General features: G+C 63.6%; 19 protein-coding genes. 17 read left to right on the top strand and 2 right to left on the bottom strand.

The annotated features are described in order from the left end of the window. From mfd to SOX55_RS00355, 6 genes are all read left to right on the top strand, one after another. On the top strand, positions 1 to 1,892 hold a 1,892-nt coding region (gene mfd, locus SOX55_RS00380; RefSeq protein ID WP_325285448.1), incomplete at its 5' end, for a transcription-repair coupling factor. A gap of 385 nt (positions 1,893 to 2,277) precedes the next feature. Further along, positions 2,278 to 3,534, top strand: a complete 1,257-nt coding sequence (locus SOX55_RS00375; RefSeq protein WP_325285447.1) for an acetyl-CoA C-acetyltransferase — start codon at positions 2,278 to 2,280, stop codon at positions 3,532 to 3,534. A gap of 309 nt (positions 3,535 to 3,843) precedes the next feature. Continuing rightward, complete coding sequence (locus SOX55_RS00370; RefSeq protein WP_325285446.1) at positions 3,844 to 4,863, top strand: TAXI family TRAP transporter solute-binding subunit; 1,020 nt, start codon at positions 3,844 to 3,846, stop codon at positions 4,861 to 4,863. 129 nt (positions 4,864 to 4,992) lie between these two features. Further along, entirely contained in the window at positions 4,993 to 6,975 is a 1,983-nt protein-coding gene (locus SOX55_RS00365; RefSeq protein ID WP_325285445.1) for a TRAP transporter permease, read from the top strand. 140 nt (positions 6,976 to 7,115) lie between these two features. Then, complete coding sequence (locus SOX55_RS00360; RefSeq protein ID WP_325285444.1) at positions 7,116 to 7,652, top strand: RNA polymerase sigma factor; 537 nt, start codon at positions 7,116 to 7,118, stop codon at positions 7,650 to 7,652. Next, positions 7,653 to 9,047 carry a hypothetical protein gene (locus SOX55_RS00355; protein ID WP_325285443.1) on the top strand — a complete coding sequence of 465 codons (1,395 nt, stop codon included), beginning with the start codon at positions 7,653 to 7,655 and terminating at the stop codon, positions 9,045 to 9,047. Between the two features lie 33 nt (positions 9,048 to 9,080). On the opposite strand, the gene pdxR is transcribed toward SOX55_RS00355, so the two are convergent. Continuing rightward, positions 9,081 to 10,460 carry a MocR-like pyridoxine biosynthesis transcription factor PdxR gene (gene pdxR / locus SOX55_RS00350; RefSeq protein WP_325285442.1) on the bottom strand — a complete coding sequence of 460 codons (1,380 nt, stop codon included), beginning with the start codon at positions 10,458 to 10,460 and terminating at the stop codon, positions 9,081 to 9,083. A gap of 123 nt (positions 10,461 to 10,583) precedes the next feature. Between pdxR and SOX55_RS00345 the strand changes: the two genes are divergently transcribed. After that, positions 10,584 to 11,096, top strand: a complete 513-nt coding sequence (locus SOX55_RS00345; protein WP_325285441.1) for an ECF transporter S component — start codon at positions 10,584 to 10,586, stop codon at positions 11,094 to 11,096. Positions 11,097 to 11,188: 92 nt separating this feature from the next. Here the strand turns inward: SOX55_RS00345 and SOX55_RS00340 are convergent, their stop codons facing one another. Beyond that, the gene (locus SOX55_RS00340) at positions 11,189 to 12,064 is read right to left on the bottom strand and encodes a DUF975 family protein (RefSeq protein ID WP_325285440.1); all 876 of its coding nucleotides are present in this window, start codon (positions 12,062 to 12,064) and stop codon (positions 11,189 to 11,191) included. A 298-nt stretch (positions 12,065 to 12,362) separates the two neighbouring features. On the opposite strand from SOX55_RS00340, the gene rsxC reads away from it, so the two are divergent. The 10 genes from rsxC to SOX55_RS00290 form a co-directional block, all read left to right on the top strand. Next, complete coding sequence (gene rsxC, locus SOX55_RS00335) at positions 12,363 to 13,727, top strand: electron transport complex subunit RsxC (protein ID WP_325285439.1); 1,365 nt, start codon at positions 12,363 to 12,365, stop codon at positions 13,725 to 13,727. Between the two features lie 3 nt (positions 13,728 to 13,730). After that, complete coding sequence (locus SOX55_RS00330) at positions 13,731 to 14,747, top strand: RnfABCDGE type electron transport complex subunit D (protein ID WP_325285438.1); 1,017 nt, start codon at positions 13,731 to 13,733, stop codon at positions 14,745 to 14,747. Further along, the gene (locus SOX55_RS00325; RefSeq protein ID WP_325285437.1) at positions 14,744 to 15,364 is read left to right on the top strand and encodes an FMN-binding protein; all 621 of its coding nucleotides are present in this window, start codon (positions 14,744 to 14,746) and stop codon (positions 15,362 to 15,364) included. Before SOX55_RS00330 ends, SOX55_RS00325 begins: the two co-directional genes overlap by 4 nt. A 20-nt stretch (positions 15,365 to 15,384) precedes the next feature. Further along, complete coding sequence (gene rsxE / locus SOX55_RS00320; RefSeq protein ID WP_325285436.1) at positions 15,385 to 16,002, top strand: electron transport complex subunit RsxE; 618 nt, start codon at positions 15,385 to 15,387, stop codon at positions 16,000 to 16,002. Positions 16,003 to 16,014: 12 nt separating this feature from the next. Further along, positions 16,015 to 16,605, top strand: a complete 591-nt coding sequence (gene rsxA, locus SOX55_RS00315) for an electron transport complex subunit RsxA (RefSeq protein WP_325285435.1) — start codon at positions 16,015 to 16,017, stop codon at positions 16,603 to 16,605. Positions 16,606 to 16,620: 15 nt separating this feature from the next. Beyond that, positions 16,621 to 17,529: an RnfABCDGE type electron transport complex subunit B gene (locus tag SOX55_RS00310; RefSeq protein ID WP_325285434.1), complete on the top strand. Its 909-nt coding sequence runs from the start codon at positions 16,621 to 16,623 to the stop codon at positions 17,527 to 17,529. Positions 17,530 to 17,759: 230 nt separating this feature from the next. Beyond that, positions 17,760 to 18,809: a heat-inducible transcriptional repressor HrcA gene (hrcA, locus tag SOX55_RS00305; RefSeq protein WP_325285433.1), complete on the top strand. Its 1,050-nt coding sequence runs from the start codon at positions 17,760 to 17,762 to the stop codon at positions 18,807 to 18,809. Continuing rightward, a complete protein-coding gene (gene grpE / locus SOX55_RS00300; protein ID WP_325285432.1) occupies positions 18,806 to 19,411 on the top strand; it encodes a nucleotide exchange factor GrpE in 606 nt (201 codons plus the stop codon). The genes hrcA and grpE overlap by 4 nt, the downstream gene beginning before the upstream one ends. Positions 19,412 to 19,784: 373 nt before the next feature. Continuing rightward, a complete protein-coding gene (gene dnaK / locus SOX55_RS00295) occupies positions 19,785 to 21,629 on the top strand; it encodes a molecular chaperone DnaK (RefSeq protein WP_325285431.1) in 1,845 nt (614 codons plus the stop codon). Positions 21,630 to 21,710: 81 nt separating this feature from the next. Next, positions 21,711 to 21,869, top strand: a 159-nt coding sequence (locus SOX55_RS00290; RefSeq protein ID WP_325285449.1) for a DnaJ domain-containing protein, incomplete at its 3' end; no start/stop codon positions are given.

Below are 21,869 nucleotides of genomic sequence, written 5' to 3'. Positions count from 1 at the left end.
TGCTCTACGTCCCCGCCCTTCAGCTGGACCTGGTGAGCAAATACATCGGCAGCGGGGACGACCCGGACCGCCGCCGTCTGTCCAGGCTGGGGGGCGGCGAGTGGGAGCGTTCCAAGACCAAGGCCAAAAAGGCCGCCAAGGACATGGCCAAGGGCCTCATCCAGCTTTACGCCCAGCGCCAGCGGCTGGCAGGCTATGCCTTCGCCCCGGACTCTCCCTGGCAGCGGGACTTTGAAGCCCTTTTCCCCTACCCCGAGACCGAGGATCAGCTCCGGGCAGCGGCGGAGATCAAGGGGGACATGGAAAAGCCCGTGCCCATGGACCGGCTCCTCTGCGGGGACGTGGGCTACGGCAAAACCGAGGTGGCCTTCCGGGCCATCATGAAGTGCGTGCTGGAGGGCAAGCAGGCCGCCATGCTGGTGCCCACCACCGTGCTGGCCCAGCAGCACTACATGACCGCCCTCAAGCGGTTTTCCCAGTTCCCTGTGGACTTTGAGATGATCTCCCGCTTCCGCACCCCCGGCCAGACCCGGGAGATTCTGCGGAAAACCGCCCAGGGGGAGGTGGACCTGCTCATCGGCACCCACAAGCTGCTGGGGAAGGATATTCAGTTCAAGGACTTAGGGCTTCTGGTGGTGGACGAGGAGCAGCGCTTCGGCGTGGGCCACAAGGAAAAGCTCAAGAAGCTGGCCAAGCAGGTGGATGTGCTCACCCTGTCGGCCACCCCTATCCCCCGGACCCTGAACATGGCCCTGTCGGGCCTGCGGGACATGTCCACCCTGGAGGAGCCGCCCCGGGACCGACAGCCGGTGCAGACCTACGTCATGGAGCATGACTGGGCCATCATTGAGGACGCCATCCGCAAGGAGCTGGGCCGGGGCGGCCAGGTGTACTACCTCCACAACCGGGTGGACACCATCGACCTCACCGCCGCCCGGCTGCAGAAGCTGCTGGGGCCGGAGGCGCGCATCGTCACCGGCCACGGCAAAATGGGGGAGAAGGAGCTGTCCGGCGTGATGCAGGCCATGGTGGACGGCCAGGCGGACATTCTCGTCTGCACCACCATCATTGAGACCGGCATCGATATCCCCAACGTCAACACCCTCATCATCGAGGGGGCGGACCGGATGGGCCTGGCCCAGCTTCACCAGATCCGGGGCCGCATCGGCCGCAGCGCCCGCCGGGCCTACGCCTACCTCACCTATCAGCGGGGCAAGGTGCTGCAGGAGGCTGCCGCCAAGCGTCTGGCGGCCATCCGGGAGTACGTGGAGTTCGGCTCCGGCTTCCGCATCGCCATGCGGGACCTGGAGATCCGGGGCGCCGGCAACCTGCTGGGGCCGGAGCAGTCCGGCTATCTCATGAGCGTGGGCTACGATCTCTATCTGAAGCTGCTGGAGGAGGCGGTGCTGGAGGAGAAGGGAGAGGCGAAGAGCATCGTCCCCGAGTGCTCCGCCGACCTGACGGTGAACGCCAACATCCCGGAGCGGTACGTGGCCTCCGCCGAGCAGCGGATGGACCTGTACCGCCGCATTGCCGCCATCCGCTCCAACGAGGACAGCGCCGACGTGCTGGATGAGCTGATCGACCGCTACGGCGAGCCGCCGAAAAGCGTGCTGGCCCTGCTGGACGTGGCGCTGCTGCGGGCCGCCGCCGTGAAGGCCGGCGTGTCCGACATCACCCAGAAGGGCGGCCTGCTGAAGCTGACTCTGGGGGCCTTCCGCCCCGAGGCGCTGGTGCAGGTGGTGAGCCTGGCCAGGTACAAGGGCCGGCTGACCCTCTCCGCCGGGGAGATTCCCATGCTGACGCTGAAGCTGAAGCCCGGCGGCGACGTGCTGGAAGAGGCGCTGGAGCTGGTGGAGGAGCTGCGGCAGCGGCAGGGCGAGGGAGCGTGACGGCGCCCTCCGGACCGGGGAGGGAGTGCGCCGGAAAATATGGCTCGTCAGAGATTTAACAATCTTGGGCGGAAACAAAAGGAACTTGTCAATAAATTGCTGAATCTTGCGGAGACTGCTGAAAAGCGGGCGAGAGACTTTTAGTCAAACTATCCAAATGTGGGACTGAATTGTGAAAGGTTTAACGAATTTTCGAAAAGTGTGAAATAGCCATTGACGGGAGGGAAAAAAGCACCTATAATCAAAATCAGCAAAAGAATTCCCCTTGTGGAATTGCTACAAAAATAACATATTTGTTTGATTTTTGACAATTTCGCAGGCTTTTCTGATGCGCAAGATTCTCTGGAAAACGACATTGAAATTTTTTGAAAAACGGAGGAACATCATGAAGGATCTTTATATTGTGAATTGCTGCAGAACTGCCATCGGCTCTTTCGGCGGCTCCCTGAAGAACACCCCCGCTGCTGATCTGGGCGCAATCGTGGTCAAGGAAGCCCTGAACCGCGCCGGCGTGAAGCCCGAGCAGGTGGACGAGCTGATGTTCGGCTGCATCCTGACCGCCGGCCAGGGCCAGAACGTTGCCCGCCAGGTCTCTGTGAAGGCCGGCATCCCCTATTCCGTTCCCGCTTACACCGTGGGCATGGTCTGCGGCTCCGGTATGAAGTCCGTCATTGAGGCCGCCCGCTCCATCCTGGCCGGCGACTCCGACATCGTGGTCTGCGGCGGCACCGAGAACATGAGCGCCGCTCCCTACACCATTCCCGACGCCCGCTGGGGTGCCCGCATGCTGGACAAGAAGATCGTGGACGAGATGGTGAAGGACGGCCTGTGGGATGCCTTCAACAACTATCACATGGGCACCACCGCCGAGAACATCAACGACATCTGGGGCATCACCCGCAAGGAGCAGGACGAGTTCGCCGCCGCCTCCCAGCAGAAGGCCTGCGCCGCCCGTGACGCCGGCCGCTTCGACGACGAGATCGTTCCCGTCCCCGTGAAGGTCAAGAAGGAGACCGTGGAGTTCAAGCGCGACGAGTATCCCAAGGCCGGCGTCACTCCCGAGTCCATCGCCAAGCTGCGGGGCGCCTTCCCCGTGGGTCCCGAGTCCCCCGCTCCCCAGGTTGTCCATACCTTTGAGCCCACCGGCCTCCAGGATGCCGATGACAAGGGCACTCAGCGCGTCACCGCCGCCAACGCCTCCGGCATCAACGACGGCGCTGCCGCCATCGTGCTGGCCTCCGGCGAGGCTGTGGAGAAGTACGGTCTGAAGCCCATGGCCAAGCTGATCGGCTGGGGCCAGGGCGGCGTCGATCCCAAGATCATGGGCGTCGGCCCCGTGGTGGCCTCCCGCGCCGCCATGGCCAAGGCCGGTGTCACCGTCGAGGATCTGGACCTGGTCGAGGCCAACGAGGCCTTTGCCGCCCAGTCCATCGCCGTGGCCCGTGAGCTGGGCTTCGACATGAGCAAGGTCAACGTCAACGGCGGCGCCATCGCTCTGGGCCACCCCGTCGGCGCTTCCGGCGCCCGTATCATCGTCACCCTGGTCCACGAGCTGCTGAAGCGGCCCGAGGCCAAGAAGGGCCTGGCCACCCTGTGCATCGGCGGCGGCATGGGCACCGCTGTTGTGGTGGAGAAGTGCTGAGCTTCTGACAGTCAGATCGACAAAACATTCAAAACCAGGCCGTCCGGTTCGCCGGACGGCCTGGTTTTTGCAGGAATATCGTTCCAGACACGCAAAAAGTCAAGTGTGCGATTTCACAAATTATGACGGACAAAACTGGAATTAATTACAAAATGTTTGCAAACCGCAAAAAAGTGGTTGTCAGACAAGGACAGGTGTGGTATATTTCGTTATGTAATTCACAAGGGCGTGAGTCTGGTACTTCGCGCCCTTTTGCATTACAAATCTTTGGCGGCAGATTGCCGTAATCGAATGGAAGAGGAGAATATTATGAAAAAGAGGATTTTTGCACTTTTGCTCTCCACCGCAATGCTGGCAACCATGCTGGCCGGCTGCGGCGGCTCCGGCTCCAGCTCCGGCGGCAGCGCCGCCGCCCCTGCCGGCAGCGCCCCTGCTGCTCCCTCCGGCAAGACCCAGATCCTGACCATCGGCACCGCCGACTCCACCGGCACCATGTATCCCGTGGGCGCCGCCGTGGCTTCCGTCATCAATGACAACGTCCCCGGCTTCAAGGTGAACGTGGAGACCTCCAAGGGCTCTCCCGCCAACTGCGTGAACATCCAGTCCGGTGAAGTCCAGCTGGCCACCATCGCCGGCGATACCGCTGCCCAGGCCGTCAAGGGCGAGGGCAAGTTCGAAGGCCAGGCCTGCTCCGACCTGCGGGCCATCTGCGCCGTGTACACCTCCCTGTCCAACTGGATCGCCCTGAAGAGCAGCGGCCTGACCATGGTCAATGAGCTGGGCGGCAAGAACGTGGCCATCGGCCCCGAGGCCTCCACCACCGAGATCGCCGGTCTGGCCGGCCTGGCCGCCGCCGGCGTGGAGCCCGCTGAGAAGGTCAACCTGGGCCTGGGCGACGGCGCCAACGAAGTGGGCGACGGTGTGCGTGACGCCTCCCACGGCTTCGCCGGTATCCCCATCGGCGGCCAGCTGAGCGTTGCCCAGACCAAGGACTGCGTGTTCCTGGGCTACACCGATGCCGAGCTGGACAAGGTTGTTGAGGCCAACCCCTCCTACTACAAGACCGTCATCCCCGCCGGCACCTATCCCGGCCAGGACGCTGACGTCCCCACCTTCGGCGTGAAGTGCCTGATCGTTGCCAACGCCAGCCTGGACGATGACACCGCCTACGCCTTCGCCGAGGCCCTGGCCACCCACGTCTCCGACCTGGTTGCCGGCCACGCCTCCATGAAGTCCATGGAAGATCCCAGCTTCATCTGCAACGATCTGCCCATCGAGCTGCATCCCGGCGCCGCCAAGTACTATCAGGAGGCCGGCATGCTGAAGTAAGCGGCTTCCCGCCTGTACATCCATGAAGGAACTGACCGTACTGCCGTTTGGGCCCCGCCCAAACGGCAGTACGGGGTAATACCCGGATACTTAACGACATCTTAACCTGAAGAGGAGGGAAATTTCCCTATGGCAAAGGAAAAACAGGTAAAAGAGATCGACGTGGAAAGCCTCGACAGTGAGCTTGCCGCCGCCCGAACTCTGGAAGAGGGCAAGGGATCTCCGTTTGTAAAGGCCGCCGCCGTGGTGGCGTTCTGCATGACGCTGTTCCACATCGCCACAGGCTTCCTGGGCCAGCTGCCCTATGCCCAGCAGCGTGGCTTCCATCTGGCCTTCGGCATCACCATCGTGCTGCTGACCATGCCCCTGCATGACCATTTCTTCGGCAAGAAGTTTGCCGGCTCCAAGGGCTTCCGCGTGCTGTGCCGCGTCATTGACGTGGGCCTGATCGTGGCCATCTGGGCGGCGGTGCTCATCGCTCAGGACGAGATCGCCCACATCTCCGACCGCCTGGGCGTGGTGACTCCCATGGCCACCCTGGCCGGCGCGCTGCTGCTGATCATCGTGCTGGAGGCCACCCGCCGCGCCCTGGGCTGGATCATGCCCATCCTGGCGCTGTTCTTCATCGCCTACGCCCTGGCCGGCCCCTATCTGCCCATGTCCATCGCCCACAGAGGCTACAGTCTGGAGCGCATCTGCAAGTTCCTGGCCACCGACCTGGACGGCATTTTCGGCACCACCATGAGCGTGTCCGCAACCGTGATTTTCATGTTCGTCATGTTCGGCGCCTTCCTGGAGCGGTCCGGCTGCAGCCAGTTCATCAATGACCTGGCCTTCTCCCTCACCGGCAAAATCCGCTCCGGCCCCGCTCTGGCCGCTGTGGTGGCCTCCGCTCTGATGGGCACCATCAACGGCTCCGCCGTGGCCAACGTGGTGGGCACCGGCACCTTTACCATCCCCCTGATGAAGTCCCGCGGCTACAAGCCCCCCTTCGCCGCGGGCGTGGAGGCCGTGGCATCCACCGGCGGTCAGATTCTGCCCCCGGTCATGGGCTCCGGCGCGTTTTTGATGGTGGCGTTCACCAACGAGCCCTACATCGCCATCGTTGTCTGCGCCGTGGTTCCCGCCCTGCTGTACTTCATCGGCGCCGCCACCGCCGTGGTCTCCCAGTCTGAGATCGCGGAGATCGAGCTGGTGGACCCCAAGGACATCCCCAAGACCAAGGACGTCCTGAAGGAAGGCTGGATCTATCTGGTCATCATCGGCGTGCTGATCTACAGCCTGCTGATCGCCCAGTTCTCCCCCCTGCGTTCCGCCCTGTTCGCCACCGTCAGCGTGCCTCTGGTCATGCTGCTGGATAAGAAGAAGCGGTTTACCCCCAAGGACATCGCTCCCTCTATGGTGAAGTCCGGCTTCAGCTCCATGACCATCGTCATGGGCTGCGCCTGCGCCGGCATCGTGGTGGCCATGACCGCCCTGACCGGTATCGGCGTGGTGTTCGGCGACATGATGATCAAGGCCGCCGGCGGCAACCTGTTCCTGTCCCTGGTGTTTACCGCCATCGCCTGCGTCATTCTGGGCATGGGGCTGCCCACCACCTCCGCTTACGTCATCGCGGCCTCCATTCTGGCTCCCTCTCTGGTGAAGCTGGGTCTGCCGCTGCTGACCGCCCACCTGTTTGTGTTCTACTTCGCCTGCCTGTCCGCCATTACGCCTCCCGTGGCTCTGGCGGCCTACGCCGGCGCCGGCCTGGCCAAGTGCAATCCCATGAATACGGCTGTGGAGGCGTGCAAGCTGGGCTTCGCGGGCTTCATCGCACCCTTCGCCTTCTGCTACAGCCCGGCGCTGATGCTCAAGGGCGAGCCGCTGGAGATCGTCTCCGTGTGCATCTCCGCCCTCATCGGCACCATCATCATCTCCATGGGCTTCCAGGGCTGGCTGCTGTGGAAGCTGAATCCCCTGGAGCGGCTGCTGTTTGTGGGCGGCGGTATGCTGATGTTCATCCCCGGCACCCTGACGGACATCATCGGCATCGCCATCGCCGTCGTGCTGATCCTCATCAACGTGAAGAAGTGGAAGAAGCACGGCAAGGCCGCCAAGGCACAAACCTGACGGTTCCTGTGATTCATCAGAAAAGACCTGCCGCGAGGCAGGTCTTTTCTTGTGCGTTTTTCCGGAAAAGTGCAACCCTTTTCCCGGCTTTTGCGTATAGTCAGGTGTAAGGACCAACGGAAGACAGGGAGGGACGGAGCATGGACAGGGACTGGGCGGAGCGGCTGCGGCGGGACGATCCCGCGGCGCTGGAGGAGATCATGGACGCCTACGGCGCCTATGCCGCCAGAATCATCGCGGCCTTTCTGGGCCGGACGCTTCCGCCGGAGGACATGGAGGAGGTGCTGTCCGACGTGTTCGTAAACCTGTGGAACAGCCGGAAACGGCTGCGGGGGGAAGTGAAGCCCTATCTGGCGGCCATCGCCCGGAACGCCGCCCGGCAGCGGCTGCGGCAGTACCGGGCGGAGGCTCCCCTGCCGGAGGATGAGACGCTGCCGGACCCCGCCCCGCTGCCGGAGCAGGCGGCGGAGCGCCGGGAGCGGGACCGGGCGGTGCGGTCGGCGGTGGAGGAGCTGGACCCGGCGGACCGGGAGCTGTTCCTGCGGTTTTACTACCTGGGCCAGACGGTGGAGGAGATCGCCGCCGTCACCGGCCGGAACCCGTCCACCCTGAAAAGCCGGCTGCGGCGGGGCCGGGAAAAGCTGAAGCGGGATCTGACGGAAAAGGGGGTGTGCTGAATGGAGAAGCTGCGGTTTCCCGATGAGGAGCAACTGGAGGAATTGCTGCGGGAGCAGCCGGAATTCGATCTGGCGGCGGTGAAGCGCCGCACCATGGAGCGCATCGCCGTTCCGGCCCGCCGCCGTCCGCCGCTGCTGCGGGGCCTGCTGGCGGCGGTTCTGATCTGCGCCATGTCCGCCAGCGCCCTGGCGGCGGCGGATCTGGCCACCAACGGCCGGGTGACGGCGGCGCTGGGCCTGCGGCCCGCCCCGGCGGCGCAGGCGGAGATTCCCGTCCCGGCAGAGGTCCCGGAGCCGGAGGAGATTCCGGAGCTGCCGCCGGTAAAGCCGGAGCCTGTTCCGCAGCCGGAACCGGAGCCGGAGCCGCCGGTGATGGACACCCGGGTGCGGGAGGCGCTGCAGCTGACGGAGGAGCAGGCGGAGCGGCTGCGGCCTGCCGTGCAGCAGGTGGACGGGACTTCCACCTGTCAGGACATCACCATGACGGTGGAGCAGATGACGGGGGACCGGAACCTAATTTACATCCAGCTGCGGTTCGACTTCCCGGAGGAGCTGCCCATGAGCCGGGAGCTGAAATTCCGGCACATGGATTTCGGCCTGGACAGCCTCAGCTGGAACTGCAGGGCCATCCACCGGACAGACCGGTCCGTCACCTGTCTGCTGACCCTGCGGCCCGACGGGGACCTGGCGGGCCGGTCCGTGACGCTGACGGTGGAGGACTTCGGCTACGAGGTGGACCGGGGCATTGAGGGCTTCCGCGTCACTCTGCGGGAGGGGATTGCCACCTGCGCCACGGTGGATGGCGAGGGCAGCCTGACCATTGAAAATGAGAATCTGCAGGTGCCGGAGGACCTGGAATGGGAGAACGGTTACGCCTCCGCGGCGCTGCCCGACGGCCGGCGGCAGCTGTGGTACGACGGCAGCCGGGGAAAGCAGATTCTATATCTTTCCGGCGGGGACTTTACCACCGCCGACGGCCAGTACTCCGACTTTGAGGTGCTGGTGCCGGGAACCTGGAGCCACACCTGGACCGTGGCGTATCAGGACCTGTCGGTGGGCTGGTCCGGCGAGGCGAAGGCCTGCGGCGGCAGGGCCATATTGCGGAGCTTCCGCATCTCGCCCCTGTCCTGGGAGATGACCGCGGAGGGGGACGTGGGATTGATGATGGAGGAGCTGCACAGGCCCTTCCCCGTCACGCTGGTGTACGCCGACGGCCGCGTGGCGGAGGTGACCCTGAACGGCCGCGGCACCTCTGGCGGCGCCTCCTATGAGGCTCCGCCGGGGGCGGAGGACGGCTGGTACGTCATGACCACCTCCGGCAGCTTTGAAACCATGCCGGACCTCACCGGCGTCACCGCCGTCATCTATGAGGGCCAGACGCTGGCGCTGCAATAAAAACAGGGGAACCGGACACGGTTCCCCTGCTTTTTACGGTTCCGTGAACAACTCTGTCAGCAGCGCCATGGCCTCGTCCAGCTGCCGGGGGTCCAGCCCGGCGTAGTTCACCACCAGGGTGTGGTCCATGTCCGGCGTGGGGTCCACGGCGTACTCCGACAGGAACCCCGCCCGGATGCCCAGTTCCGCCCCCCGCTCCCGCAGCTCCCCGTCGGAGCGGCGGGTGTCCAGCTTCAGCAGGAAGTGAAGCCCCGCGCCGTTTTCCGTGATGGTGATGCGGCCGGCGAAGGGGCTGGAGCGGAAGGCCTCCAGCACGGCGGAGCGGCGGGCGCGGTACTCGATGCGCATCCGGGACAGGTGCTGCTCGTAGTGACCGGAGGACAGGAACCGGGCCAGCACCGCCTGCTCCAGCGCCGGGACGGTGCAGGCGTAGAAGCCCGCCGCCGCCTGCCAGCGGTCCAGCAGCCGGGGCGGCAGCACCAGAAAGCCGATGCGCATGGAGGGGGCGATGGTCTGGGAGAAGGTGTTCATGTAAATCACCCGGCCCTGGCGGTCGATGCTCTGCAGCGGCGGGATGGGGCGGCCTGTAAAGCGGAACTCGCTGTCATAGTCATCCTCAATGATGAGACCGTCGGTCTCCTCCGCCCACCGCAGCAGGGCCTGGCGCCGCTGGATGGGCATGGTCAGTCCCGTGGGATAGTGGTGGGAGGGAGAGATGTGGGCCGCCGCCGCGCCGCTGCGGCGCTGGGCGTCCAGCCGGATGCCCTGGCGGTCCAGCGGCACCGGCACACACCGCAGGCCGCTGCTGCGGTACACCTGTCCCACCTTGGGGTACCCCGGGTCCTCCAGGGCCAGCACCGTGTCCCGGCCCAGCAGCTGGGCCAGCAGCAGATACAGGTACTCCGCGCCGGAGCCGATGACGATCTGCTCCGGGGAGACGGTCATGCCCCGGTAATCCCGCAGGTCATCGGCAATGGCCTGCCGCAGGTCCGGCAGCCCCGGGTGGGGCATGGGGGACAGCAGGGCCGTGCCCTGCTCGCTGAGCACCTGCCGGGTCAGCTTGGCCCACAGGGAAAAGGGAAAGCGGGAGGCGTCGATGCGGTTGGTTTTCAGGTCCAGCCGCCAGACCTTTTCCGGCGGAGGCACCGGCACCGCCGCCGGAGCGGCGGGGGCGGCGGGGGAGTGGTCCACCTGGGCGGCGAAGTACCCCAGCCGGGGCCGGCTCTCCAGATAGCCCTCCGCCGCCAGCTGGGCGTAGGCCGTCTCCACCGTCATCACCGACAAGCGCAGGTGCTCCGCCAGCGCCCGCTTGGAGGGCAGCCGGGTGCCGGCAGGCAGCGCCCCGGAGAGAATGTCCTCCCGGACGCGGCGGTACAGGTATTCGTACAGGGGCAGCCCGCCCCGGTCCTCCATGGGATAGGTCAGCAGGGAAACCCCTCCTTTCTGGCATGGTTACAAATATCGGAATTGGCTATTTTTATCATGCCATATGTGGGATAAAATAGCAACCATCAAATGCAACAAGGAGTGACCCCCATGCAAGATAAGACGACAAAGCTGCTGCGGCTGGTGATGACCGGCGTGCTGATGGCCCTGGCCTGCGTGGCCACCATGGTGATCCAGATTCCCTCTCCCACCCACGGCTACATGAACCTGGGCGACTGCGTGGTGCTGCTGTCCGGCTGCCTGCTGGGGCCGGTGTACGGCGCCGTGGCCGGCGGCGTGGGCTCCGCGCTGGCGGACCTGCTGTCGGGCTACGCGGTGTACGTGCCCGGCACGCTGGTGATCAAGGCCGTCATGGCGGCGCTGGCCGGCGGGCTGTACCGCCGGAGCCGGAAGCTGCTGCCGGTGGGCGCGGCGCTGGCGGAGCTGGTGATGATTGTGGGCTACTGGCTCTACGACGGCGTGCTGATGGGCAGCCTGGCGGGCAGCGCCGCGGGCATCCCCTCCAACATCATCCAGGGAGTGTTCGGCGGCGTGTGCGGCGCGGCGCTGGTGGCGGCGCTGAGCCGGGTGCCCCAGGTCCGCAAGTGGTTCCCCGGCTTCTGAGCTTCTCCTTATTAATAAAAAAGAGGTCCCGGCGCTGTGCGCCGGGACCTCTTAGTTTGTTGAAAAGCCTCGCAGAGTTCGCACCCGCAGTTTTAGTAGCCGCCCAGATTGTCGGGGCCGTGATCCCAGCCGGGGCGGCCGGACTGGCCGGGCTGGACGCCGGTGTTGGCCACGGCGGCCTCGTAGCACCCGGCCACGGCGGTGTGGTACCGGGGCAGGTAGAGCACGCCGATGAAGATGGGGAACAGCAGCTGCAGCGTCAGGGACAGCGGCTCATTGATGGCCGGCACGGCCTGGTCCAGCGCGGCCGCCAGGTTCATCATCAGCACGGCGGAAGTGGGCAGGTAGCTGAGAATCATCCAGCCCGCGAAGCGCAGGTCCAGCAGCAGGAGGTGGCCCTTGCAGCCGAAGGTCTGGAGCTTGCTGAGGCGGATGGCTTCCATGGGGCTCAGGTCCGGCCGCTCGCACAGGTTGTAAACGGCGAAGCGGTAGCGGTACAGGGCCATCACCGGCGGCACCAGCAGCAGAGGCATCAGGAAAGAGGACAGGAGCATATCATTCCCGTAGAGCACCAGCATGGTGCTGCCGAACAGGCTGGCGGGCAGGGACCACAGGAAAATGAACAGGTACTTGGTCAGGTAGAGCAGAATTACCCGCCCCACAAAGGAGAAGCCGTCAAACAGCGTCAGGTATTCCACCCGCTCCCCCCGGCGGATGCCCAGGCAGTACATCACGCACCCGGCCTCCAGCACCAGGCTCAGCAGGTTCACCAGAATGGTGACGAACAGGCCCACGGGGTTGGACAGGGAGACGAGGCTGTCGGTGAGATTGGCAAAGTAGTTTGCCAGGCGCATCAGACCGTCCATTGCCAGGAACAGGGCGAAGAAGCGGCGGGGAGACACCTGGGCGTCCCGCAGGATGCGGTCGGTCTCCCGCAGAAGCTGTCTGCGGTCAATATTCTGTACCATGAAATACCTCCGGATCCGGGTCAGTGAACAGAAACGTTCTTTATGAAGCACAGTGTAGCACACACCGCGCCAAAAGGCAAGACGGGGCACATTTTCCTGCAGAAAACCCGGGCAAACCAGTCAGAAAAAGGATTGATTGGACGGAAAGAGGAAAAAACTTGTCAAAAGGAAAACAATTTTATCAGATTTAAGGCCTTTCCGGACTGGACAACCGCCCGGTATCGGTGTAAAATAAAACGCAGTATGTGATAGACATTCTGCTCGGGATGCTATCCAGGAGAAAAATGAGGTGAAGACAATGGCACAAGCTTTCTTTGGCGGCGTTCATCCCCATGATATGAAAGCCGCGACCAATGAAAAGGCCATCGAGCAGCTGAAACCCCCGGCTGAGGTGGTCATCCCCATGTCGATGCACTTCGGCGCACCGTGCACGCCCCTGGTCAAAGCGGGCGACCACGTGAAGGTGGGCCAGAAGATCGGCGAGTTCCGGGGCCTGGGCGCCCCCATCCATGCCAGCGTTTCCGGCACGGTGAAGGTTGTGGAGCCCCGTCCCTACTCCATGGGCGGCAACATGACCTCCGTGGTCATCGAAAACGACTTCCAGGATGAGCTGAGCGAGGAAGTGCAGGCCCCCGCGGATCCCGACGCCCTGACGGTGGAGCAGATGATCGAGGCCGTCAAGAACGCCGGTATCGTGGGCATGGGCGGCGCGACCTTCCCCACCCATGTGAAGATCTCCGGCGGCATCGGCGCGGTGGACACCGTCATCATCAACGGTGCCGAGTGCGAGCCCTACATCACCGGCGACCACCGCACCATGCTGGAGCGTCCCGAGGAGATCATCGGCGGCTGTACATACCTGGCCAAGATGTTCGGTGTGGACAAGGTGGTCATCGGCGTTGAGGACAACAAGCAGAACGGTATCGACGCCATGAACAAGGTCATCGCCGAGAAGAAGGCCCCCGTGGTGGTGGAGCCCCTGCGCTGCCGTTACCCCCAGGGTGGTGAGAAGCAGCTGTGCCAGGCCATCACCGGCAAGCAGGTGCCTCCCGGCGGCCTGCCCTCCAACATCGGCTGCGCCGTGTTCAACATCAACACCACCTGCGCCATCTACCGGGCCATCACCCAGGGCATGCCCGTGGTGCGGAAGATCGTCACCGTGTCCGGTTCCGGCGTGAAGGAGCCCAAGAACCTGGAGTGCCCCATCGGCACCCCCGTGTCCTGCCTGTTTGACGCCTGCGGCGGACTGGATGAAAAGACCTACAAGATCATCGCCGGCGGACCGATGATGGGCATGGCCCAGTACACCGCCGACATCCCCGTGGCCAAGGGCACCGGCGCCATTCTGGCCTTCTGCGCCGACGAGGAGCAGACTGTGGAGAACCCCCAGTGCATCCGCTGCGGCAAGTGCGTGGCCGCCTGCCCCGTCCATCTGGAGCCGCTGTTCATGTATCAGTACGCCGCCAAGAAGATGGTGGATGAGCTGAACGAAGCTCACATTATGGACTGCATGGAGTGCGGCGCCTGCGCTTACGCCTGCCCCGCCCGTATGCACCTGACCCATATGTTCAAATACGGCAAGCAGCTGGTGAAGGACAAGGCCGCCGCCGACCGGGCAGCCGCCGAGGCCAAGAAGGCTGCCGAACAGAAGAAGGAGGCGTAAACCATGACTGATTACAAGAATCTGAAGCTCATCGCCACTTCTTCTCCCCACATCCGCGGCAGTGAGACCACCCGCTCCATCATGCTGGACGTGATCATCGCCCTGCTGCCGGCTCTGGCCTTCTCCGTGTGGAATTTCGGCATTGAGGCCCTGGTCCTCACCGCCATCTCCGTGGTGGGCTGCGTGTTTTTCGAGTGGCTGTACCGCAAGCTGATGCACAAGCCCCAGTCCGTGGGCGACCTGTCCGCCGTGGTTACCGGCATGCTGCTGGCCATGACCTGCCCCGTCACCCTGGAGTGGTGGGCCATCCTCATCGGCGACTTCTTTGCCATCGTGTTCGTCAAGCAGCTGTTCGGCGGCATCGGCAAGAACTTCATCAACCCCGCCCTGGCCGGCCGCGCCATGCTGGTGGCCAGCTATGCCGGCTCCATGACCCGCTGGTTTGACCCTGCCTCCGGCAGCGCGCCCCTCTTCGGCGGCGTGGACGTCACCACCGCCGCTACCCCCCTGTCCTATCTGAAGAACATGGATATGGAGGGCCTGAAGGCCGCCTACTCCGTCAAGGACGTGTTCATGGGCTTCATCGGCGGCTCCCTGGGCGAGGTTTCCGCCCTGATGCTGCTCATCGGCGGCATCTACCTGATCTGGCGCAAGGTCATCAACTGGCAGACCCCCGTGGCCTACATCGGCACCGTGGCCGTGCTGTCCTTCCTGTTTCCCAAGACCGGCTCCGGCCTGGAGTTCATGCTCTACAGCGTGTTCAGCGGCGGTCTGATGCTGGGTGCCTTCTTCATGGCCACCGACTATGCCACCTCCCCCGTCACCAAGAAGGGTCAGCTGATCTTCGGCATCGGCTGCGGCCTGTTCACCGTGTTCATCCGGTACTTCGGCTCCTATAACGAGGGCGTGTGCTACTCCATCATGGTCATGAACTGCTGCACCGCTCTCATCGACAAGTACACCAAGCCGACTCGCTTTGGCGTCGTGAAATCCGATAAGAAGGAGGCGTCTGCGAAATGAGCAATGAAGCAAAAACCAAGGTCGATATGGACCCCAAGTACCTCGTGAAGCTGACGGTCACCCTGTTTGTCACCTGCGTGATCGTGGCGGGCCTGCTGGGCTTCGTCAACAAGCTGACCCTGCCCAACATCACCGCCGCCAACGAGCGCAAGACCGCGGCGGCTATCCAGGAAGTCCTGCCTGAGATGGAAGGCTCCCCCACTGTTGTGGAACCGACGGAAGAGATGATCGCCGCCGCTTCCGGCGCCGGCGCCACCCTCACTAAGGCCTATGAGGCCCAGGCCGGCGGCAGCGTCATCGGCCACGCGCTGAAGATTGTGGCCTCCGGCTCCCAGGGCAACATCGTCATGATGGTGGGCCTGGACGCTGAGGGCGCCGTCACCGGCGTGTCCATCGTCAGCAACTCCGAGACCTCCGGCATCGGCTCCAAGGTCATGAACAACGAGCCGCTGACCAGCGGCACCGGCGTTCTGGACCAGTTCATCGGCAGAAGTGCCGCTGACGGCGAGCTGACCGTGGGCAAGAACGTGGACGCCATCTCCGGCGCCACCGTGTCCAGCAAGGGCGTCACCACCGGCGTCAACGCGGCGCTGGCCGTGGCCGGCGTGCTGGGCTGAGAAAGGAGGAGCAGTCGATTATGAATCTGAAAAAGCAGTTTATGGAAGGCCTCCTGACCCAGAACCCCGTTCTGGTGCAGGTGCTGGGTATGTGCTCCACCATGGCCATCACCACCTCCTTCTTCAACGGCCTGGGCATGGGCATCGCCGTTCTGGTGATCCTGACTCTGTCCAACGTCATCATCTCCCTGATCCGCAAGATCGTCCCCGATAAGATCCGTATCGCCATGTTCATCGTGGTCATCGCCGGCTTCGTCACCATGGTGGACCTGCTGCTGCAGGCCTTCGTCCCGGCCCTGTCCGCGTCCCTGGGCGTGTTCATCCCCCTGATCGTGGTGAACTGCATCATCCTGGGCCGTGCCGAGTCCTTCTCCTACAAGAACGGCGTCGCCGCCTCCTTCTTTGACGGTGTGTTCCAGGGCTTCGGCTACACCGTGGTGCTGCTGGTGATGTGCATCATCCGCGAGTTCCTGGGCGCCGGCACCTTCGGCGGCGGCATCCTGGCCGGCGGCAAGGGCATCCAGATCTTCCCCGATACCTACGCTGTGAAGATGCTGACCCTGCCGGTGGGCGGCTTCCTGGTGCTGGGCTGCCTCATCGCCGCCATGCAGTGGGCGCTGTCCCGGTCTAAGAAATAAGGAGGAGAGAACATGGATCAGATTTACGAACTCCTGGCCATTGCGCTGGGCGCCATTCTGGCGAACAACTTCATCTTCTCCCAGTTCCTGGGCATCTGCCCCTTCCTGGGCGTCTCCAAGAAAGTGGATACCGCCGTGGGCATGGGCATCGCCGTGACCTTCGTCATGGGACTGGCCTCCGCCATCACCTGGGTGGTGTACAACGCCCTGCTGGTGCCGCTGGACCTGACCTACATGCAGACCGTGGCCTTCATCCTGGTCATCGCCGCGCTGGTGCAGTTCATTGAGATGTTCCTGCAGAAGGCGATGCCCTCCCTGTACACCGCCCTGGGCGTGTACCTGCCCCTGATCACCACCAACTGCGCGGTGCTGGGCGTGGCTCTGCTGAACATCCAGAACAACTACAACTTCATCGAGTCCGTGTTTTACGGCATTACCGGCGGTCTGGGCTTCCTGCTGGCCATCGTGCTGTTCGCCAGCATCCGGGAGCGTCTGGTGTTTGCCGACTATCCCAAGGCCTTCGACGGCTTCCCCATCGCGCTGGTCACCGCCGGTCTCATGGCTCTGGCCTTCATGGGCTTCTCCGGCCTGAAGGTCTGGTAAGGAGGCAAAAGGAATATGACGAACGTTATTTATGCCATTGCCGTTCTCGGCATCCTGGGCGCCGTGTTCGGCCTGCTGCTGGCCGTGGCTTCCAAAGTCTTTGAGGTGAAGAAGGACCCCCGCGAGGAGGCCATTCTCAGCCATCTGGCCGGCGCCAACTGCGGCGGCTGCGGCTATCCCGGCTGCGCCGGCTGCGCCGCCGCCATCCTGGCCGGCAATGCTCCTGTCACCGCCTGCGCCCCCGCCGGCGCGGAGAACGCCGCCGCCATCGCCCAGATCATGGGCATGGAGGCTCCCTCCGGGGAGCGCCAGGTGGCCTTCGTCCGCTGCAAGGGCGGCACCAACGCCAAGAAGCGCTTTGAGTATGTGGGCGTGCAGGACTGCATGGCCGCCACCAAGGTGGCCGCCGGCCCCCTGGAGTGCCAGTTCGGCTGCCTGGGCTTCGGCTCCTGCGTCAACGCCTGCCAGTTCGGCGCCATGTCCATCGGCCCCAACGGCTCCGCCGTGGTGGACCCCGACAAGTGCACCGCCTGCATGGCCTGCGCCAAGGCCTGCCCCCGGAAGCTGATCGTCTCCGTCCCCGCCTCCAAGAAGGTCCACGTGGCCTGCGCCAACCAGGACAAGGGCAAGGCCGCCATGAGCGTCTGCTCCGCCTCCTGCATCGGCTGCGGCCTGTGCCAGAAGGAGTGCAAAAAGGACGCCATTCACGTGGTGAACGGCGTGGCCGTCATCGACTATGACAAGTGCGTGGGCTGCAAGCTCTGCACCAAGGTCTGCCCCCGGGATGCCATCCTTCCCGTTGCCACCGCTGAGGAGAAGGAAAAGTACAAGGCCATCAAGAAGGCCCAGGCCGAAAAGGCCAAGGCCGCTGCTGAGGCCAAGGCCGCCGCGGCTGCCGCCGCCGGCGAGACCACCAAGGCCTGATCCCGCTTCCGCGTCTGAAAATCCCTCCGGACTTTCCGTCCGGAGGGATTTTTTCGCGCCGGGTGGGGGGAAGCTTTCCTCCTGCGGAAACAGGAAAAAATTGTTTTTATTTTTTTCCGAGTTTATTCACAAATTGTTTATATCCGCGCATTGACAACGTTGGAGCGGGGTGGTAAACTCACGTTAGCACTCAGGGGAAAGGAGTGCTAAACCGCAGAGAGGTGTGTGAAATGGAACTGACGGATCGGAAAAAGCAGATCCTGAAGGCCGTTGTGGAGGATTACATCCGCACGGCGGAGCCGGTGGGCTCCAAGGCCATTGCCGCCGAAATGGGCGGCAGCGTCAGTTCCGCCACCATCCGCAACGAGCTGGCGGACCTGGTGGAAATGGGCTACCTGGAGCAGCCCCATACCTCCGCCGGCCGCGTTCCCTCCCCCAAGGGCTACCGCCTGTACGTCAACGAGCTGATGGAGCAGCAGCGGCTGAGCGTGGCGGAGACGGAGCGCATCAACCAGTCCCTGCAGCTGAAGATGGAGGAGCTGGACCGGGTGATTTCCCAGGCGGGCCGGGCGGTGGCTTCCTTTGTGAATTACCCCACCTACATGGCCGCTACCCGCAAAAGCACCCTCACCGCCCGGCACTTTGAGCTGCTGCCGGTGGATGACAAGAGCTGCATCGTGGTGATGATGATGGGCAACAACCGGGTGAAAAGCCAGCTGCTGCGGCTGCAGCTGCGGGTGGATCAGTCCAAGATGCCCATGCTGTCCGGCCTTCTGAACCAGCATTTCACCGGCGTCTCCGCCGATGAGATGAATGTCAAGCTGATGGACCTGTCGGACCAGCTGCCGCCCCAGCTGTTTCTGCTGCTGAGCCAGACCGTGAGCTACGCGGCGGATGTGCTGGACGAGGCGGGCCGGAAGGAGATCTACACCACCGGCGCCACCCAACTTCTGAAGCTGCCGGAGTTCCGGGACGCCGACAAGGCTCACGACCTGATGAGCTTCCTGACGGACGGGAAGGAGAACCTGCCCATCCCGGAGGACAACAGTCCCATGAAGATTCTCATCGGACCGGAGAACGTCAGTGAGGAGCTGCGGGACACCAGCGTGGTGGTGGCCAGCTATGATATCGGAGACGACATGCGGGGCCTGATCGGTGTGGTGGGCCCCACCAGAATGGATTACGCGGCGGTGGCCGCCCGGCTGTCCGGCTTTGCCGACGGGCTGACACGGCTGTTTGGAAAACGGGATCTGCCCCCCAAGGAGGATATGGAAGAATGAGCGAAGAGACGAAGCAGCCGACTCCCGACGAGGAGAAGGAGACGCAGGCCCCTGAGGCGGCGGAGCAAGCGCCGCAGCAGGAGCCGGAGAAGCAGGAGAAGGCGGAAAAGAAAGAGAAAAAAGAGAAGAAAAAGACCTACACCCTGACCCAGGAGCAGATGGAGGCCGCCGAGCTGGCCGCCCGGCAGCTGGAAGCCGCCAAGGATCAGTACACCCGGCTGGCCGCCGAGTATGACAACTACCGCAAGCGGACCACCAAGGAAAAGGAAACCATCTATCAGGACGCCAAGCTGGACACCATCAAGGCGTTCCTGGCAGTGTATGATAATCTGGAGCGGGCCATGGCCACCGAGGGCGGCGAGGACTCCCCCCACAAAAAGGGCCTGGAGATGATCTTCAACCAGTACAAGAAGATTCTGGAGGACCTGGGCGTCACGGAGATCGAGGCCAGGGGCCAGACCTTCGACCCCAACCGCCACAACGCTGTGATGCACATCGAGGATGAGCAGTACGGCGAGAGCGAGGTGGTGCAGGTGTTCCAGACCGGCTTCATGCTGGGCGACAAGGTCCTGCGCTACGCCTTCGTGCAGGTGGCGAACTAAAGAGGGAACTGCGTACACCGTCGTGCCGATGCGATTCCCGGCCCTGTTCGGGCCGCCAATCGCGGCACTTCCTCGAAAGCGGCTCGCTGTATCCGCCGCTGGCGGCGCTTCGCCGCTTTCCCCCCTTTTAGATTCCCCCCACCAGTCTGCGGACGGGTGTGTGCGCCCCAGGGGCGCACAGGTCGGGGTATTTTCGCCACGCCGCAGCGTTCAGAAAACATGCCGGTGGCATGTTTTCAGCGTAGGCCGCAGCGGCTGTGCCGCGAGGAGACGCATTCCGTGCCGCGGCGAAAATGATTCCAATTGCGTTTGGCCTTCGGCCAAATTTGAAACTGTCAATAAATTCTTTCGATATATTAGGAGGAAAAAGATTATGTCTAAGGTTATCGGTATTGATCTGGGTACTACAAACTCCTGCGTGGCTGTGATGGAGGGCGGCGAGGCCGTCGTCATCCCCAACGCCGAAGGCAACCGCACCACCCCCTCTGTGGTGGCATTCTCCAAAACCGGCGAGCGTATGGTGGGCCAGGTGGCAAAGCGCCAGGCCATCACCAACCCCGACCGCACCATCTCTTCCATCAAGCGTGAGATGGGCAGCGACTACAAGGTCACCGTGGACGGCAAGGCCTACACCCCCCAGGAAATCAGCGCCATGATTCTGCAGAAGCTGAAGGCGGACGCCGAGGCCTATCTGGGCCAGACCGTCACCGAGGCGGTGATCACCGTCCCCGCTTACTTCACCGACTCCCAGCGCCAGGCCACCAAGGACGCCGGCCGCATCGCCGGTCTGGACGTGAAGCGCATCATCAACGAGCCCACCGCCGCGGCTCTGGCCTACGGTGTGGATAAGGAGAACGCCCAGAAGATCATGGTCTATGACCTGGGCGGCGGTACCTTCGATGTCTCCATCCTGGAGATCGATGACGGCGTCATCGAGGTTCTGGCCACCGCCGGCAACAACCGTCTGGGCGGCGACGACTTCGACGAGTGCATCATGAAGTACCTTGTGAACGAGTTCAGGCGCTCTGACGGCGTGGATTTGTCCTCCGACAAGGTTGCCATGCAGCGGCTGAAGGAGGCCGCCGAGAAGGCCAAGATCGAGCTGTCCGGCGTCACCACCTCCAACATCAACCTGCCCTATATCACCGCCGACGCCACCGGTCCCAAGCACCTGGACGTGACCCTCACCCGGGCCAAGTTCAACGAGCTGACCGCCCACCTGGTGGAGGCCACCATGGGCCCCGTCCATCAGGCCATGTCCGATGCCGGCCTGAAGCCCTCCGACCTGAGCAAGGTCCTGCTGGTGGGCGGCTCCAGCCGTATCCCCGCCGTGCAGGAGGCCGTGAAGAAGTACACCGGCAGCGAGCCCTTCAAGGGCATCAACCCCGACGAGTGCGTGGCCATGGGCGCCGCCCTGCAGGCCGGCGTGCTGACCGGCGACGTGAAGGGTCTGCTGCTGCTGGATGTCACCCCCCTGTCCCTGGGCATTGAAACCATGGGCGGCGTGTGCACCAAGCTGATTGACCGCAACACCACCATCCCCGTGAAGAAGAGCCAGATCTTCTCCACCGCCGCCGACAACCAGACCTCCGTGGAGGTCAACGTGCTGCAGGGCGAGCGGGAGATGGCCGCCGCCAACAAGTCCCTGGGCCGCTTCCACCTGGACGGCATCGCTCCCGCCCGCCGGGGCGTGCCTCAGATTGAGGTGACCTTCGACATCGACGCCAACGGCATCGTCAACGTCTCCGCCAAGGACCTGGGCACCGGCAAGGAGCAGCACATCACCATCACCTCCTCCTCCAACATGTCCAAGGAGGACATTGAGAAGGCCGTCAAGGAAGCCGAGCAGTACGCGGCCCAGGATGCCAAGCTGAAGGAGGAAGTGGAGGTCCGCAACCAGGCCGACCAGATGGTCTACCAGTCCGAGAAGACTCTTAACGAGATGGGCGACAAGATCCCCGCCGACGAGAAGGCCAAGGTTCAGTCCGCCCTGGATAAGCTGAAGGAGACCCTGAAGGGTCAGGACACCGCTGCCATCAAGGCCGCCACCGAGGAGCTGACCCAGCAGTTCTACGCCGTCAGCGAGAAGCTGTATCAGCAGGCCAATCCCCAGGGCGGCGCCCAGCAGCCCGGCCCCGACGCCGGCGCCGGCGCCCAGCAGGGTCAGTACTACGACGCTGACTACAAGGTGGTCGACGAGGACGACAAGAACCAGTAAGCGACCCTCTCATAAAACGTATCAGGGACAGAGCGGATCGGCCTGTCCCTGATACGGCGTTTCGGAATGAGGAGTTTTCATATGGCAGAGCAGAAACGAGATTATTACGAAGTCCTGGGCATCTCCAAAGGGGCCTCTGAGGACGAGATCAAAAAAGCATACAAGAAGATGGCCCGGAAGTACCATCCCGACCTGAACCCCGGCGACAAGGAGGCTGAGGAGAAGTTCAAAGAGGCTGCA

Source organism: Dysosmobacter sp., from assembly GCF_034093755.1.
GTDB lineage: Bacteria > Bacillota > Clostridia > Oscillospirales > Oscillospiraceae > Oscillibacter.
The sequence above is the reverse complement of the archived record's forward strand: the minus strand, read 5'-3'. Positions and strand labels throughout refer to the sequence as shown.